The organism is Gemmata obscuriglobus (assembly GCF_008065095.1).
GTDB classification, from domain to species: Bacteria; Planctomycetota; Planctomycetia; order Gemmatales; family Gemmataceae; genus Gemmata; species Gemmata obscuriglobus.
In genome coordinates, this window is record NZ_CP042911.1 from 3,040,837 (window position 1) to 3,055,011 (window position 14,175).

The following is a 14,175-nucleotide window of genomic DNA, read 5'->3' on the forward strand; positions in this document are numbered from 1 at the left end:
GGCAGACACAGCGCCTGCCCCCTCTTCTACCCCCCGGTGCACCGGAGGACGCGCAGCCGACGAAGGTCGCGAGGTCTCGTACCGGGATTTCGGGCATACCTAATTTGGCCCAGAACGATTTTGAGCTCGCCCCCTACCCTCGACGTCGGATCAGCCCTCGGAATCCTCACTTCGCGCCTGTCAGGCGGTTTAACGACGCACCAAGCTGCGGATCTCGATCAGTTTTTCTTGCGCCCGGCAGCGATCTGCCCCACTCCCCCGGTACACCGGCACACCGAGTTGCCCCGACCGGCCCGTTGGGACGGACTCCCCCGGGCTACCGGGGAACCGAAAGAGGCCCTGGCGTGACGCCGCGTGGGCAGTCGATCGGTCCCCCGGAGCACCGGGGCTCAACTGAGTGAGGTCTCCGGCCGAAATGCGACTCCCCCGGCACACCGGGGCACCGGCTCGCTGCCGTGTGGCCAGGAGAAAAATAGTTCCCACGCTGCTGCTGCTACCCCCGGTACTCCGGTCCACCGGGGGACAGGCCTGAAAGCCCAGAGCCGAAACCCAACGAACGCCCCTGAGAGCCCCGGGGCGCCGGGGGACACGAGCGCGCCCGCCTCAAACCGTGCACTCCGGTCCACCGGGGCACCGGGACACTATTTCGAATGACAGGTACCGCTGCTGGTGGTAAATGGTTCAACACGGTTAAAGTACCGTCACGAGACTGGCGCCATTCGCTTGCGGGCCATGCGGCCGATTGCGTTGGCCCAGAGGCCGAAGCGGGGGAGTGGGGCTGCGGTACCAGGATTTCGGGCACATATGTACTGGGAAACGGGGCACGCTTCACGATCGCGAACGGTCGGAAGAGGGGAGTACTGGGATTTCGGGCAGGCGTACCGGGACTTCGGACACAACCCTACCGGGATTTGGGGCACAGGGTACCGGGATTTGGGACGCACGATTTAGCTCGAGTACCGGGAATCGGGGCACGAAGTACCCCCTTAACTACTTGGATTTGCTGAGGAAACGGACCGACAACTCTGTTCTTTTAAACATGTATAAAAATACAATAACTCGTGGTGGTCTTTTTTTAAGGTGAGATTCAGGAGGAACATGTCTAAGCGTCCGGTAGCTGCAAATCTTCCCACGAGTGCTCACCCAAACTCCGGGTTCCGGGACGAGATGAACTTCGCCGAATTCCCATTGGCCTCACTCTCGGATCGGGTTGCGGACAATCAGAAGACACTCGAGTTCACCGACACCATTGAGGACTCCTCGACCGGCAAAGACGTGGTCCGCACGCTGGTCATCACTGCGGCCGACAAGTTCGGTCTTCCCACGGCTCTCGACGACGAACTGCTGCTCGGGCTCATCAAGCTGTCGGTGGAGCAGGGATTCACCGACCCCAAGGTGTATTTCTCGCGGTACGAGCTCATCAAGAAGCTCGGGTGGCGGGACGAGTCGAAGTCGTACCGGCGCATCGAGGACGGGCTCAACCGCTGGACCGGAGTCACGCTCCAGTACCGAAAATCGTGGTGGGTGAACGACGAGAAGAGCTGGGTGACCGAGACGTTCCACGTGCTCAACTCGGTGACCGTGTACGACCGCGAACGCATCGCCCGGCGGCGAATGATGGCCAAGGACGCGCCCGAGAAGGCGCTCTCGTCGTTCGTGTGGAGCGACCAGGTGTTTCAGAGCTTCAAGGCCGGGTACATCAAGCAGCTCGACTTCGATTTCTACAAGAGCCTGACGAGTGCCATCTCGAAGCGCATGTTCCGGTTCCTGGACAAGCGGTTTTACAACACCGGGCGCTGGGAGTTCGACCTCCAGGTGTTCGCGTGTGAGCACATCGGGCTGTCGAAAAACTACTCGAACTCGGAGCTCAAGCGGAAGCTCGCACCGGCAATATCGGAGCTCGAAACGAATGGATTTCTGGCCCCGCTTTCGGACGACGAACGGTTCGTACGTGAGCGGTGCGGCAAGTGGCGGGCGGTGTTTGTAAAGGCCACGAAAAAGCTCGCGGTGCTCCCGCGCACCGACGCCGAACACGACCCACTGTTTCGGGATTTAGTGGGCCGTGGCCTTAACCCCCGCAGCGCCCAAAAGCTGCTGCGCGAACACCCGCCCGAGAAGATTCGAGAGAAGGTTCAGCTCTTCGATCAGCTGAAAGAACGGGTAGGCGAGGGGACCATTCGCAACCGACCGGGATGGCTGTACGCAGCCATCGTCAAGGACTTTACCGTCGGGGCGGTTGCGTCGGCTCACCCGCCCCCGGTCGTAGCAGTCGTAACACCGCTCGCGACTGTCGAAGTGAGCGAGCGGGAGCGGGCCGAGAAATCGAAGGCTGAGGCTTTCGAGCGGTACTGGGAAGCGCTTACCGAAGAGCAGCAGCGCGAGTTCGAAGACCAAGCGGTTGCGGGCGCGTCAGGTTTTCTGCAAAAGCAGTACCACCGAGACAAGGAAGCACGAGGCCACCTGTGGCATGCGTCACGGCAGAGCATCCTCCTCGAACATTTCAGACGATTCGGGTCTGCTCGAACCGATTAAACATCGCTCCCGAACCTGTTGCAACCGGTCCGCCATGGTGTACGGGACAGACGCGGATCCACAATCGAGAGCGCTCAACGGAACGGCACCGGCGAGTGGGGAGGATCGACCTACCTAACTCCGCCGGCCTGATAGTCTTTAAACGACAGCGCTGCGGGCTGGCTCGCTAGTTGGTTCGGAGTCCGTCAGGCAGCACGCGCCGGGTGTGCTGAGGAGGCCGCTCAGGGCCTGCCGCACACGATGAAACCGTTGGCGAGCAGCCTCAGAGGTGATTCCTAGCATCTCCGCGATCGCTTTGGGCCTCAAGCCTTTCAGGTGCAACTGCACCAGTTCCTGGTCGCGCGGCTGCAACCGCCGGAGCGCAAGGCGGAGCCTAGCAACACATCCCTGAGCCTCGCCTTCACCGTCGAAATCCTCACCATGTTTTTGATGGTCGTTGTCTGGCGAAGACGTCGCGAGAACATCTTTCAAGTCGGCTTCTCGCTGAAGGCGTTGTCGCTCGAGACGAACCCATTTAAGGGTTTGGTTACGGGCGACGGCGCGGAAATAAGACGCGCAACTGGTTGCCCCGTGTCGGTAGTTGCTACTGGCCTCGATGGCCTTGATGAAGATTGTCTGCAAGGCGTCTTCCGCATCCTGCGCGAACCCGGCACGAGCCATAACACTGAACACGGTCCCGGCAATCTCGCGGCCCAACCACCTGGCAGCGGCATCGGCATCAGCCTTGGCGTCGTTGGTACCGAGGCCGACCTTCTGAGCCAGGGACGCGAGGAGCGCGGTGAGGTCCATCGGTCCAGAAATCTGATCTGCACAGACCGTCATGATGTTCTCCTTCCGAGCTTCGAGAAATCGGGGCACGAAGGAAGTAAACTGAATGCCCGGCCGGACGGTGTTGCGCGCGTGCAGGTAGGCTCTCTGCGGGCGGCAAGGAGAGATTCTGGTTCGGATGATAAAGCCACGGACCGTCATGCGAGGTGATCGACACACGTGTTCTGTTGGAGCAGCAGTAAGTAGGCCGCGCTCATGAAACGTGGCTACTGGTTTACCGGGTTACCCATCGACAACCTCTTTCAGGCTCTTCTAGGCGCAGTTGACTGATCATCTGGCGGGTGCGGTCAATTTTCCAATCTCGATAATCGAGATTGGTTTGGGCGCAGCATTGGCTGCATAACACCCGTTGTTCGGATTTTCCGACTCAATATTTCCTGCCCCGGTTGCCAACTCGTCGCCGCCGAGCAGCGCACATTTTTTCTGTCTCGCCCGTCACGAATTGAGCTCTTTCGGGAACTATTACATGTCGGCCGGCTGCTGATAATCGCGGCCAGCCGACGCGAGCATCTCACCAACTCAGGAGCGATTTCGTGGCTGAAGCAGAAGACACAATTTCGGACGAGATCCTGGCTCCCGCGCCGAAGGCCGAGGCCGAAATCGCCAAGCGCGGCCGAGGGCGGCCGCCCGGCAGCAAGAACAAAACGAAGGAGCTGCCGACCGAGCCCCCAAAATCGCCCGCACCGCAGACCATCGAGAATACTCCGGAGGACGCAGCCGTCTCACGGGCGATGCGCGATGCCTTAGAGAAGCTCGACTTCGAGTCCATGGGCAGCGCGGACCGGTGGCTGATCTTGCTGGTGCGGGACACGAGCCCGAGTGAGCAGCCGCACGAGAAGGAGTTCCATGAAGGGGCCAACGCAATCGGCCCAGTGCTCGCCGCAGACCGGCTCGCCGCAAACCTCGTTGATGTGGCGCTGTGCTACGGTGCTGAAGATTTCAAGGTCATCGACTGCCAGCACGCCAAGAATTTCGTGATGCCGCAGCACGTGGAGTATGGCCGTGGCACAGCGGGGGCGCCGTGGTTCCGTGGTATCACACGCGTGTGCAAGGACTACCGCGAGCACCTGGATGACCTGGGGGTTGCCGTCGGTGGCACCTTCGTTGTCGTGGCCTCGGACTTCTTGCTTGGAGACGATTTCGTCAGTGCCCTACGCGAGTTCCAGGAACTCCAGCACGCGGACCCGAAGCTGGTCGTGATCCCAGCCGGGTTCGGGAACTGGGTGCCACAGGTCGCCGAGCAGGTCTCGGTTCGCATTAAGCCAGTGGATCTGAACTCGTTCCGGATTTTTGACTTCCTGAAGATCGTCGCCACTTCGATGCGCGAGCTCAGCTGCTCGCGGCCCGAAGACCGGCAGTCCGTCATTGATAAGCTCAACGACCTCAACGGGTGATTCCGCCATGGCCGACCTCGTGGTCTGGTCTCCCATCAACCAGTGCACCGTCCGCCTCACTCCGGCCGGGGTGAGCGGCGGGCAGACCGAACTGTTCTGGTTCAAAGACGACCCCGCTCGCTGCGCGGGGGTGCCCGTAGGCGGGAGTTGGGCCCCGTCATATTGGGCCAAGATCGAAGCACTCATTGCCCTGGCCGACCCGAGCGTTGAGGCAGCGTTCCCGGACGAGTTGCTGCTCGACCCACGGGACCGCAAGACTCCGCTCGGCTTCGGGATGAAGAAGGCCTCGGGCATCCCGCACACGCAGATCGTGATTCCGGCCGAGCGTGCCGCACAAGGGCTCAACTGGGGGCCACGCGAGGTACGCGATGTGGCCCTGCAGTTCGCGCGGCTGTTCGCCCGTTTCGAACGACTGGGGATCACTCAGAACGACTCACACGGGGGCAATTACCTCGTCGACTGGCCCCGGTTTGCCAATCGCCCGACGGTCTTCCGGGTCGACGCGCTTGCGTTCGGGTTTCACTGGAGCGGCACCTATTTCGGGTGTGATGCAGCGGTGTTTGAGTTCCTGCCCCCAGAGCTTCACTCCAGCGATTTATCGACCGTTGAGTTTACGCGCGATGTCGACCGCTACAGCTTAGCGTGCCTGCTGTTCCCGTTACTCACGGGCGGGTCGTACCCGTGGAACTTCGGACGCGGCAAGGGTACGGCGGCCGAGCGGGTCGCGCGTAAAGAATTCGCGATGTTCACCAACCCGCGCGGCACCAAAGTGCCCCCGAGTGTTGAGACCGCGTTCAACACTCTGCCGGCCGAGGTGATCGTGTTGTTCGAGCGGGCGTTCCTCGGCGACCCAGCCGTAAGGCCTGCGCCGCGCGAGTGGTTGCATGCGCTGAAGCTAATCGACACGCGATGGCGCCCCACGCTGCCTCGCCTCAAGACCGGTCGGTTGAAGGGTCTTGGAAGGGCCATCGCTCAGGCCATGTGGCCGGCCTGTGCGGCAGTTCGAGCGCACCGCTGGATGCTGCTCGCGGTGACGTTTACGGTCCTTGCCGCCGCCGGCCCGCCCAAAGCTTTGTTTGCGCCAAGATCGCCGGGAGAACCGGCGCTCCCAGCGTCTCAAGCCGGTACGCAGGGGACAGACAGCGGCCAAGCAGCAGAAGAACCGACGGCGCCGACGCGCAGGCCCAAAAACACCGGCTCGTGGCAGAACCTCAGGTAACAGCGGAGGCAGTCATGGGTTTCGCCATGCACGGGCGCAACGGGCACCGGTCCGCTGGCGCTATGGATCTGTACGAGATCCCTGAGCAGACGGCGCTCGGACTCGGCGACAAAGCGATGCTGTACCGCAACGGTCGGTTAGTGGGTTATGTCGACCACGCGGGCGTGCTCCGACTCGGCCGGGGGCAGAACCTGGCGGGCGTGCAGCTTCGCCGTCCGCACCCGCGCTTGAAAGAGGGTGAGGGGATGTCTTTCACGGTCCCCTGGACCGTGACCGCCGCGATGAAGGAACGCGGCCTTCTTAACGACCCGCACACAGCGTTCTCGTACTTGGAACGTAACGCGATCCGGGCGATGCGCGAACAGAACTGGTACGCCTACGGCCGCACGACCGAGTTCCGCAAAGTCAACGTCAACGGCCAGCCCAAGGTGCAACGGGTCACCCGGAAGGTGAAGGTTGACCTGTACCACTTGGTCTATCGCGGCTTTCGCACCCGTGCCGGCGAGGTGTCACCTCAGATTAGCGCGTACGCGCTCAACATGGGGCAGGCGGCCAACGGCAAGCACTACGCACTCGACTGGAAGGGGCTCTACAACGCGCAGCAACAGGTCAAGGCCGTCTGGCACCTGGGGCTCGCCTACGACCTCGGGCAAAAGGCCGGCATCAAGTGCGTCCCAAAGGGGCACTCGATGCGTGCCCTGGGTATCGACCAGAAGGTGAAGCCCAAGCGCACGCGCCAGGTGCGTAAGCGACTCAAGCAGATGAAGGCTCGGGGGCCTCGAGCGCGCGACCGTGCGGCCCGCGAGACCCGGGCGCCCAAGCCGGACGTTTCGTGGGGTCAGGCCGTCAAGAACACGGTCTATCAACTCCGCAGCGCGGTCGAACGCAAAATTACTCGGCTCTCCAAATCGCGCCAGCGGCGGTTCGCACGGCAGTGCGTGCGCGCGGCGGTCCGGTTCTGCAGTGACGGCAACCTGCGGTTCAGCACCCGCGACGTGAAGGCGGCAGCAGCCCACATGGCACTGCCCCACGTGCGGCCGGGCGTGTTCGTGCGTGCGTTCCGTCAGGAGATGGCCCGCATAGAGCACTTGGGCGTGACCAAGGTGCGCGACCTCGGCGGCGGGCAGGCGGAGTTTACTGGGGCCGTGCAGGCTCAGTCGGAGCGCCGGGCCGTCGAGACGCTCGCGGCCGGCACCTACCGAACGCACGGCAAGCTCTCCTCCAAACAGGTGGCCCGGGCACTGGCGGGCCGTGGGCACGACGCCCGTGAGTTGCGGCGGGTGCAGTCACTTGTAGGCTCGGGCGGGGTCACGATCGATTCCACCGGCCTGACCAAGAGTCACGAAACGCGGGCGGCAGTGATCGGGGCCTACGAAGGCAATGGACGCAAGGTCTACCGCATCGACCGCACCGGCAGCGACGGGTCTTTCACTCCCAAGGAATTCGTGGCGGCGGCCACGCGCACCCCGCACATGGTGGCGCTCTGGCGTGGGCTGCGCACGCGCGGGTCGCTCATGGAAAAGCTCGGCGTGGCCGAGCACATCCGCCGCGCGAGTCAAGGTGGGCCGAAGAAAGGATCGCTCGTAATTGCCGATGTTCGCGTGACCGACTCCGCAGAGATCGCCCGGATCACCAAGCTGGTGAGCAAGGCAAAGGGGCACTTGCTGCTGGTAGGCGAGGGGGCCAAGGAACTGGCTCCTCTGGTGGAACAACAGCGCCAGCAGCTCAACCAACAGAGAAAGGGGCCACGGCGATGAATGCCTTCTTCAGCGGATACCTGCGCATCCTGGGTGCGTTCCACGCCGGGGTCGCTATGTACGTGGTGCCGCACGGAAACTCCCATGCGTTTCTGATCGCACTGATAACGGGTGCGGTGGTCTTCTGGCGCAACTGCGACCTGGACGAGAACGAAAGCCTGCGCGTGCAGTTCGTGCTCGCGTATCTCGTGCCCCAGGGCCTTATTGCCCTCCTGTTTTTGTTCTTCGCCGCGCCGTCGTCGTGGGAAGCGGCCCTCTCGCTTGTACTCGGAATGCATGACGAAGCTTGGACCCGCACACCGGGCATGGTTTACCTGCTCGCCTCCGCGTACGGCTCCTACCGCGCGCACGTCGCACAACAGAGTCAATCATTTTAAGCCCCCGGACACGTTAACTGGAAACCACTGTGGACACCGAGAGACTTGTGGTGATCGCTTTGTTTTTGTGGCTGACCTTCTCGCGCTGCGAGCGGTTCATGCACTGGCGTGGCCCGACTGTGGCCTCGCGCGACGAGGCCCAGAACGAGCACCGTTGGCAGTTCCGCAGGCCAAAAAAACGGGGGGACGATGACGACTAGCGACCAGGTCTGGTGCGGCATCTGGCTAGACATGGAGGTGCTGCGGCATGGAATCCGTTTCATCGGCTCGCCCGGCAGCGGCAAGAGCGTCATGCTTAAAGCTCTCCGCGCAACGCTTGCCACTATAATCAAAAATAGACCAGATTATGACATCCTTGCCGTTGACTTCGATGGGGGCAAGCGCGATCTGTATGAGATCTTTCGCTTATTTCCCCAGTGGGCCCCGGTCTTCGACTTGAACCCGTTTCTGTGGGGCGACCGCTACGACTTCATGGGCGACCTTGAGGACCCGCGCGACATCGCCCAGATGGCGGCCAACATCATTGAGGTGCGGGAGAAGGACAGCCAGCCGTACTTCCCTCAGGCCGCACAGCATGTGTTCCGAGCCGCGATGCTGCGTCACTGGTTGGTGACGCCGGGCCGCGCAACAACTCGTGACGTGTTCCTGTCGGGGATGTCGGCGAACAACATCCGCCGGGTCATCGGGAGCCATCCGCAGAGCCGCCACGCTTTACCGCTGGTGAACCGAACCGAGTCAGGTCTTTCGGTGATCTCGACGCTGATGAACGAGGTGGGCAAATACGAGTACGTGGCGTCTCTGTGGGACTCAAACGACCGAGGGCGAACCGTGACAATCCGCTCGTTCCTCAAGCAGCGGTTCGCGCTCCTGTCACTGCCCTACGATGACAAGTCGGTTGCCACACTCGCTGCGGTCGTCCGCTACCTGCTCGTAGTGCTCCAGCAACGGGCCCTGAGTACCGTTGTGCGCAACCGGTATCTCCTGTTGCTCCTCGACGAATTGGCCCTCCTCCCAGGGGGGATCAACCTGGACCTCACGCTCGTGAAAGGCAGAGAGACGGGTATTTGCCCGTTGTTCGCGTACCAGAGCCATTCCCACTGCCGGACCGTTCACGGCAAGGAAAAATTCGACGCGATGACTGGGTTGATGAAGACCACGATCGTGCTCAACCAGCCGTCGCGGGAAGACGCCGAGTATTGCGCGAAGGTCTTCTCGGACCAACAGGGCTTCATGAAGTTCAACTCCGCCCAGGGGGGCAAGAACCCGAGCACGGGTTGGTCCGAGCAGCTCACTACGGTGGAGAACGTGACGGCGGCCATGATCCAGTCGCTCCCCGTGCCGACCCCGGCGACCCCGTTCATCGAAGGGTTCATGGTGACGCTCCCGTTTCGCCCGTTCCGGTTCCGGGTCCGCATCCCGGACCTGCTCAAGGCGCTGGTTCCTACAGTCGCGCCCCAGGCCCCGCCGGCCCCGCGCGACCCGAAAGACTTCTTGCTTCGGCCCTGGTCCGAGGACGACTACAAGCGCCTAGGCTTGCCGCGCCCCCGGAACTGATAGGCGGTGTCCCTTCGACTCGTTCCACAGAGGTGCCCAGTGAAGATGAAGGCCATGTTGGTGATCGCCGCTGTTGGAGCTGGCGCGGTCGGTATTTTTGTCGCGCGGGGTTTCGTGCCTGAACGCACGGCGGCCGCAGCTGAGTCCGGAGCTAAGAAATCGCCCCCGCCGACCAAAGGCGAGGTGCTCAAGGACGACATCGAGTCGCTCGACGCGAAGGTCCAGAGCGGCCTCGAGGAACTGGCCCGGTCCACTGCCGAGTTCGCAGCCGAACGCCAGAAGTGGGACGCCATGGACCGCTCGGTCGCCAGCGCCAGAACGGTGAACGCAGCTCTCCTGGCCCGCAACAAAGAGGTCGTGGCTCTTTACGAGACCAAGTTGAGCGGCCACCTCGACACGTTCCGGCAGCGGTTGGGTGACGCCCCGGCCGTCTTCCGGGAGATGATTGAGGAACGGCGCCGGCTGTTGGCGGCAGCTACGCTTGATGTGGAGAAAAGTAACTACACCGCCATGATCGAAACGTGCGAGGCGGCCGCCGCCCTGTGCGAGCGCCGCAGCCAGGAGCTGTTCGGCGAGGTCAAGGCGGGCGAAGGAAGCAGCGAGCGGTCGCAGCGCGCGAACGCTACTAACCTGCGGCGCACGATCGAGAACATGAAGAAGCTGCAGGCGATGCATCAAAAGTGGGACGAAACGTTCAACTCGTACCCGTCCGCGCTCGACAGCCCGAGCCTTGCGAACTGGTTCACAACGCTGTCGCTCTACAGCGAAGATCTGGCCGCGTTTAGCAAGAGTGTCGACAAGCTGAAGGAGGTGATGAAGCAGAAGACGCTCCCAGCGCCTAAGGCGAACAAAGAAGACTGAGGCGATACGCAGCTGTCATTTAACTTGCCAGCATATCGATTATTTATCCAACTTAAGATCGAGCAATAGCGCGTCACTTGCGAAAATGATCCGAACATGCGGGCGGGGCTTAAGACACCTCGCCCGCTTTTCGTTGAGGAGAAGCATCCGTGGGCGAAAAACGGCTGATCAACGATACGGCGCGCGAGACGGCCAAAAAAATCGTTCAGGTGTTCGCGCCCCTCTTGCGCGACGAGGAGTTACGAGACGCGTTCGAGGAGGTCCTCATCCACACGACCGCAGGCCTCGAGCGGTTCACAGCTTTGAGTGAACGGGAGCGTCTACGGCTTCACGATGGCACCTGATCGCGACTGGATCTTCACTCGCTTGACGCCACAAACCGGAACACCGAGGGCCCTCCCCAATGCCTAATGCCTCGTCCGACGATTCGCTGCCAAGTGGCTTTGTCGTTGACCGACTCGACGTCCTGGTGAATCGTGGGTCGAAATTCGGCTGCATCTACGCCGACGTGCCATGGCGTTACGACCGCGCACCACGCGGTGCAACGCCCTATCGAACGATGAGCCTTGAGGAGATCGCTGCGCTGCCGGTGCCGGCACTGACGCTGCCGAACGCGCATTTACACTTCTGGGCGACGCACTCGTTCCTCTTTGAGGCCCGAGACATCCTGACCGCTTGGGGCTTTGAGTACCGAGGGGTTTTCGTATGGGCTAAGCCCCAGCTCGGAACCGGCTACTATTGGAGAAGCTCGGTTGAGTTTTTGGTACTTGGAGTGCGCGGCAAATGCACGTTCCGCGATCGTTCGATCCGAAACTGGCTAATCCATGACCGGGCTGACCACAGCCGCAAACCGGAAGCCGTTCGGCGCCTGATTCACAGGGTGAGTCCGGGACCGTACCTTGAGCTCTTCGGGAGGAGAGCTATTTCCGGATGGACGATTTTTGGGGATCAGGTCGATTGCGCCAATTTGTTCGACGATGACATCGTTATTCTTAAGGAGGAGTGACGCTCTTTGCCACGAATGCCTCGGGCGTTTTTTCATTCCCAATCGGGTCACGTACATGCACTCTGTTAAAACTGCTGCAAAGGAACTGGGCGTGTCCCCGTCACTGATTTATCGATTGTGCAACGCGGGAAAGCTGAAGCACGAGCGATTCGGCCTCGGGCGCGGCACGATCCGCATCGCCCCTGAGGCGATAACGGAGTACCGGCAACGCTCGTCTGTTCCGCAAATTGATCGCACGTGGGCGACTCGACGTTCGCAATCGAAGCACCTGAAACTCTAGATAGTCAGCTTAAATTAGCTGGTATCTACCGCAGCGAGGATGGTACTCATTAAGTTGATTCCGTACTCGCTGAGGTACGAGCGATCAGGAACCCGGAGAAATTGGCGGCGACGCATTTATGCTGGTGTCAAATTCTGCTGGGCTCGGGAACATGTGTGGCCTAAAGCTTCACGATTGGTCACAAGTAGCATAACTGCTCCGATGACTTATTTACCCCTAGATGAGGGGTAATAGATTCGGAGAACTGGATATGCTAGCAGACAAAGTCAACCAAAACCAAGGCGGGAGAGAGCCGCAAGATCGAAGTACAACCTCATCGCAAAGAGTTACTACTGAGCAAGGCGGATTAGGCGATCTTAGTAAACCATCACCGCTGAATGCGTTCATCGAACGCCTTCGGTCCCCTGAGGTGGCTGCCTTGTGCGCCCGGCTAGATGCCGAGGTCTCGGCTCCCGGCTACGTCCCGCCACCGTCTCCGGAATGGCTTCCGGACCCGTTCGGGAACGACCCGTTCGGAGGCGACTTTGTCTGGGCGGAGCCAAAAGGCCTAGACGCAACGACCAACAGCAGTGAGCCTCAAGGCCGAGATGCAGGACCGGCGCAAGAAAGTACTACCGAGCAAGGTGGATTCGATGGTCTCAGTCAGCCATCACGGCTCGCTGCATTTGAGGAGCACCTTCGGTCGCCTGAGGTGGCTGCTCTGTGCGCCAGGTTAGATGCTGAGGCTTCGGCTCCCGGCTACGTCCCGCCCACGTCGCCGGAACGGCTGTCGGACCCGTCCGGCTCCCACTTTGACCGGGCGGAGTTAAAAGATCCAGACGCAACGACCAGCAAAAAGTAGAACAAGGTCGAACGAAGTTTCGGTCAGGCTTACTCGTCCGGCGACAGTAGCGGGAGTGTCAGAATGGCTCGTTTTAGATCGGACATTGCGATCGATTGGATAAACGAAGGATATCGCCTTTTAGGCGATGCTAATATTAATGATTGTGAATATCAAAATGTAATTATTAGGCAACGAATTTTTAACTCAATAACCAATGCATATTGGCGGGCGGTGGTACGTTATGCTGGAACGGTCGAGCCGCCACTGCAAAGAGACAACGAGTTGCCCGAGCAGGCACTACTGCGCCTGCTCGGGCAAAACTCAGGAACGATCAGCCGATGGCTGAACGGAAGAACGCCGCCTCAAGCTGACAAGGTGCTCGGCAGCCTGGTCATCGTTCTCGTGAAAGAAATTGAAGACATTGACCTCCCGCCGATTCGTGAGATCGCCTGGCAAGCTGTCAGCCAGACAATGAATGTAATTCGTCAAGAGGATTTAGGTCGCGGTCCTCGAACGCTTTCAAGGCAGGAGTTCGCCTGCGTCCGATGGCTCGCGCGCCACGTGCAGTCGAGGGCATATGCGGAGGGACATTCACGGAATACTCAAAATCCCGAGTTAGAAGCGCAGGTTCTTACCGACGTTTTCCATAAAGTCAGGCTTCGATTTCCAGAAGTCGCGGCCGGGCTCGTCCCGGTCGCTATCTCTGAATGGCTCCGACCCTACCTGTTATTTCGGGTCGGCCTACTTGGCGGCTGGAGAAGCCTCGAGGAGCACCCCGATGTCACGGCTTGATGCGTTTGAGGAGCACCTTCGGTCGCCTGAGGTGGCCGCCCTGTGCGCCCGGCTGGATGCCGAGGTTTCGGCTCCCGGGTACGTCCCGCCCCCGTCTCCCGAATGGGAGGAAGACCCCTTCGGGCCAGACCCGTTCGGGCAAAACTGGGCCTGGGCGGAAGCGTCGGATCAGCAACCGCCTCCCCAAGCTGGAGATCCCGCACCGAGTATGCGCACGGAGTCTCGTCGGCCCGATCGAATTCGCTATCTGGCCTACGCAGGTGGCGCAGCGCTTGCGGCATCAATATTAATCGCCCTCGGCATTTTTGTCGGACAGCGTGGCCGAGACGACGGAGCACTCGAGGTTGCCCTCGCAGCGCGGGTAACGGCACAAGAAGACCCGACCCGTGGTCCCGGTACCGTAGCCGGCGTCGCCGTTACGAATCGGACTAGTCGGAAGACATATTTGACCATCGTGGGGCTGGCCGCTGACCGCCGCCCGGCCGTCCACTACCGCGAAGAGCAACAGTTCATCAGCGTTGCGCCAAGTGGCGACCGGGAAGTCAAAAACCTTCCTGCCGCCTTCGACGGGTGTCCGGTGGTGGTTGTCGTGTTGACGGGAACACCTGCCGGAGAAGTGGTGCGGGGGATGGCCACGGACCCGATTGCCCCGACCGACGCCGCGAAGTTCGGCGACGCATTGAAAACCAAACTCAGTGACGCGGGGTACACAGGAATCGCAGCCGAGATCGTGCGAATCAAGCCGTAGTTCC

13 protein-coding genes are annotated in these 14,175 nt (G+C 61.2%); 12 read left to right on the forward strand and 1 reads right to left on the reverse strand.

Translation table 11 applies throughout. From position 1 onward, the window contains the following. Positions 1–1,167: 1,167 nt before the first annotated feature. Positions 1,168–2,532, forward strand: a complete 1,365-nt coding sequence (locus GobsT_RS12705) for a replication initiator protein A (RefSeq protein ID WP_010037004.1) — start codon at positions 1,168–1,170, stop codon at positions 2,530–2,532. Positions 2,533–2,670: 138 nt separating this feature from the next. Here GobsT_RS12705 and GobsT_RS41020 read toward each other — a convergent pair whose 3' ends face one another. Further along, positions 2,671–3,501, reverse strand: coding sequence for an RNA polymerase sigma factor (locus GobsT_RS41020; RefSeq protein WP_081471523.1), 831 nt, complete (start codon positions 3,499–3,501; stop codon positions 2,671–2,673). A gap of 392 nt (positions 3,502–3,893) precedes the next feature. Here GobsT_RS41020 and GobsT_RS12715 point away from each other — a divergent pair, with 392 nt between their 5' ends. From GobsT_RS12715 to GobsT_RS12765, 11 genes are all read left to right on the forward strand, one after another. Further along, entirely contained in the window at positions 3,894–4,754 is an 861-nt protein-coding gene (locus GobsT_RS12715; RefSeq protein ID WP_010037008.1) for a hypothetical protein, read from the forward strand. A gap of 7 nt (positions 4,755–4,761) precedes the next feature. After that, positions 4,762–5,973: a hypothetical protein gene (locus GobsT_RS12720; protein ID WP_010037012.1), complete on the forward strand. Its 1,212-nt coding sequence runs from the start codon at positions 4,762–4,764 to the stop codon at positions 5,971–5,973. A gap of 14 nt (positions 5,974–5,987) precedes the next feature. Beyond that, complete coding sequence (locus GobsT_RS12725; RefSeq protein WP_109571119.1) at positions 5,988–7,730, forward strand: hypothetical protein; 1,743 nt, start codon at positions 5,988–5,990, stop codon at positions 7,728–7,730. Next, a complete protein-coding gene (locus GobsT_RS12730; protein WP_010037019.1) occupies positions 7,727–8,107 on the forward strand; it encodes a hypothetical protein in 381 nt (126 codons plus the stop codon). The genes GobsT_RS12725 and GobsT_RS12730 overlap by 4 nt, the downstream gene beginning before the upstream one ends. A gap of 231 nt (positions 8,108–8,338) precedes the next feature. Further along, on the forward strand, positions 8,339–9,661 hold the full coding sequence (locus tag GobsT_RS12735) for a type IV secretory system conjugative DNA transfer family protein (RefSeq protein ID WP_261340042.1): 1,323 nt from the start codon (positions 8,339–8,341) through the stop codon (positions 9,659–9,661). A 114-nt stretch (positions 9,662–9,775) separates the two neighbouring features. Continuing rightward, a complete protein-coding gene (locus tag GobsT_RS12740; protein ID WP_148087720.1) occupies positions 9,776–10,522 on the forward strand; it encodes a hypothetical protein in 747 nt (248 codons plus the stop codon). Between the two features lie 149 nt (positions 10,523–10,671). After that, positions 10,672–10,866, forward strand: coding sequence for a hypothetical protein (locus tag GobsT_RS12745; RefSeq protein ID WP_010037031.1), 195 nt, complete (start codon positions 10,672–10,674; stop codon positions 10,864–10,866). A 59-nt stretch (positions 10,867–10,925) separates the two neighbouring features. Continuing rightward, positions 10,926–11,528, forward strand: a complete 603-nt coding sequence (locus GobsT_RS12750; RefSeq protein WP_081471524.1) for an MT-A70 family methyltransferase — start codon at positions 10,926–10,928, stop codon at positions 11,526–11,528. Positions 11,529–11,583: 55 nt separating this feature from the next. Beyond that, entirely contained in the window at positions 11,584–11,808 is a 225-nt protein-coding gene (locus GobsT_RS41025) for a helix-turn-helix domain-containing protein (RefSeq protein WP_071529257.1), read from the forward strand. 904 nt (positions 11,809–12,712) lie between these two features. Next, the gene (locus GobsT_RS12760) at positions 12,713–13,423 is read left to right on the forward strand and encodes a hypothetical protein (RefSeq protein WP_148087721.1); all 711 of its coding nucleotides are present in this window, start codon (positions 12,713–12,715) and stop codon (positions 13,421–13,423) included. 445 nt (positions 13,424–13,868) lie between these two features. After that, positions 13,869–14,171 (forward strand): hypothetical protein, encoded by a 303-nt coding sequence (locus GobsT_RS12765; protein WP_010036476.1) that lies wholly within the window; start codon positions 13,869–13,871, stop codon positions 14,169–14,171. The last annotated feature ends 4 nt before the right edge of the window (positions 14,172–14,175 follow it).

What these genes read in the sequence shown, in the direction of transcription:
- GobsT_RS12705 (WP_010037004.1), top strand. Translation starts at nt 1,168, where the DNA reads ATGAACTTCGCCGAATTCCCATTGGCCTCACTCTCGGATCGGGTTGCG.
- GobsT_RS41020 (WP_081471523.1), bottom strand. Translation starts at nt 3,501, where the DNA reads ATGACGGTCCGTGGCTTTATCATCCGAACCAGAATCTCTCCTTGCCGC.
- GobsT_RS12720 (WP_010037012.1), top strand. Translation starts at nt 4,762, where the DNA reads ATGGCCGACCTCGTGGTCTGGTCTCCCATCAACCAGTGCACCGTCCGC.
- GobsT_RS12725 (WP_109571119.1), top strand. Translation starts at nt 5,988, where the DNA reads ATGGGTTTCGCCATGCACGGGCGCAACGGGCACCGGTCCGCTGGCGCT.
- GobsT_RS12730 (WP_010037019.1), top strand. Translation starts at nt 7,727, where the DNA reads ATGAATGCCTTCTTCAGCGGATACCTGCGCATCCTGGGTGCGTTCCAC.
- GobsT_RS12735 (WP_261340042.1), top strand. Translation starts at nt 8,339, where the DNA reads ATGGAGGTGCTGCGGCATGGAATCCGTTTCATCGGCTCGCCCGGCAGC.
- GobsT_RS12750 (WP_081471524.1), top strand. Translation starts at nt 10,926, where the DNA reads ATGCCTAATGCCTCGTCCGACGATTCGCTGCCAAGTGGCTTTGTCGTT.
- GobsT_RS41025 (WP_071529257.1), top strand. Translation starts at nt 11,584, where the DNA reads ATGCACTCTGTTAAAACTGCTGCAAAGGAACTGGGCGTGTCCCCGTCA.
- GobsT_RS12760 (WP_148087721.1), top strand. Translation starts at nt 12,713, where the DNA reads ATGGCTCGTTTTAGATCGGACATTGCGATCGATTGGATAAACGAAGGA.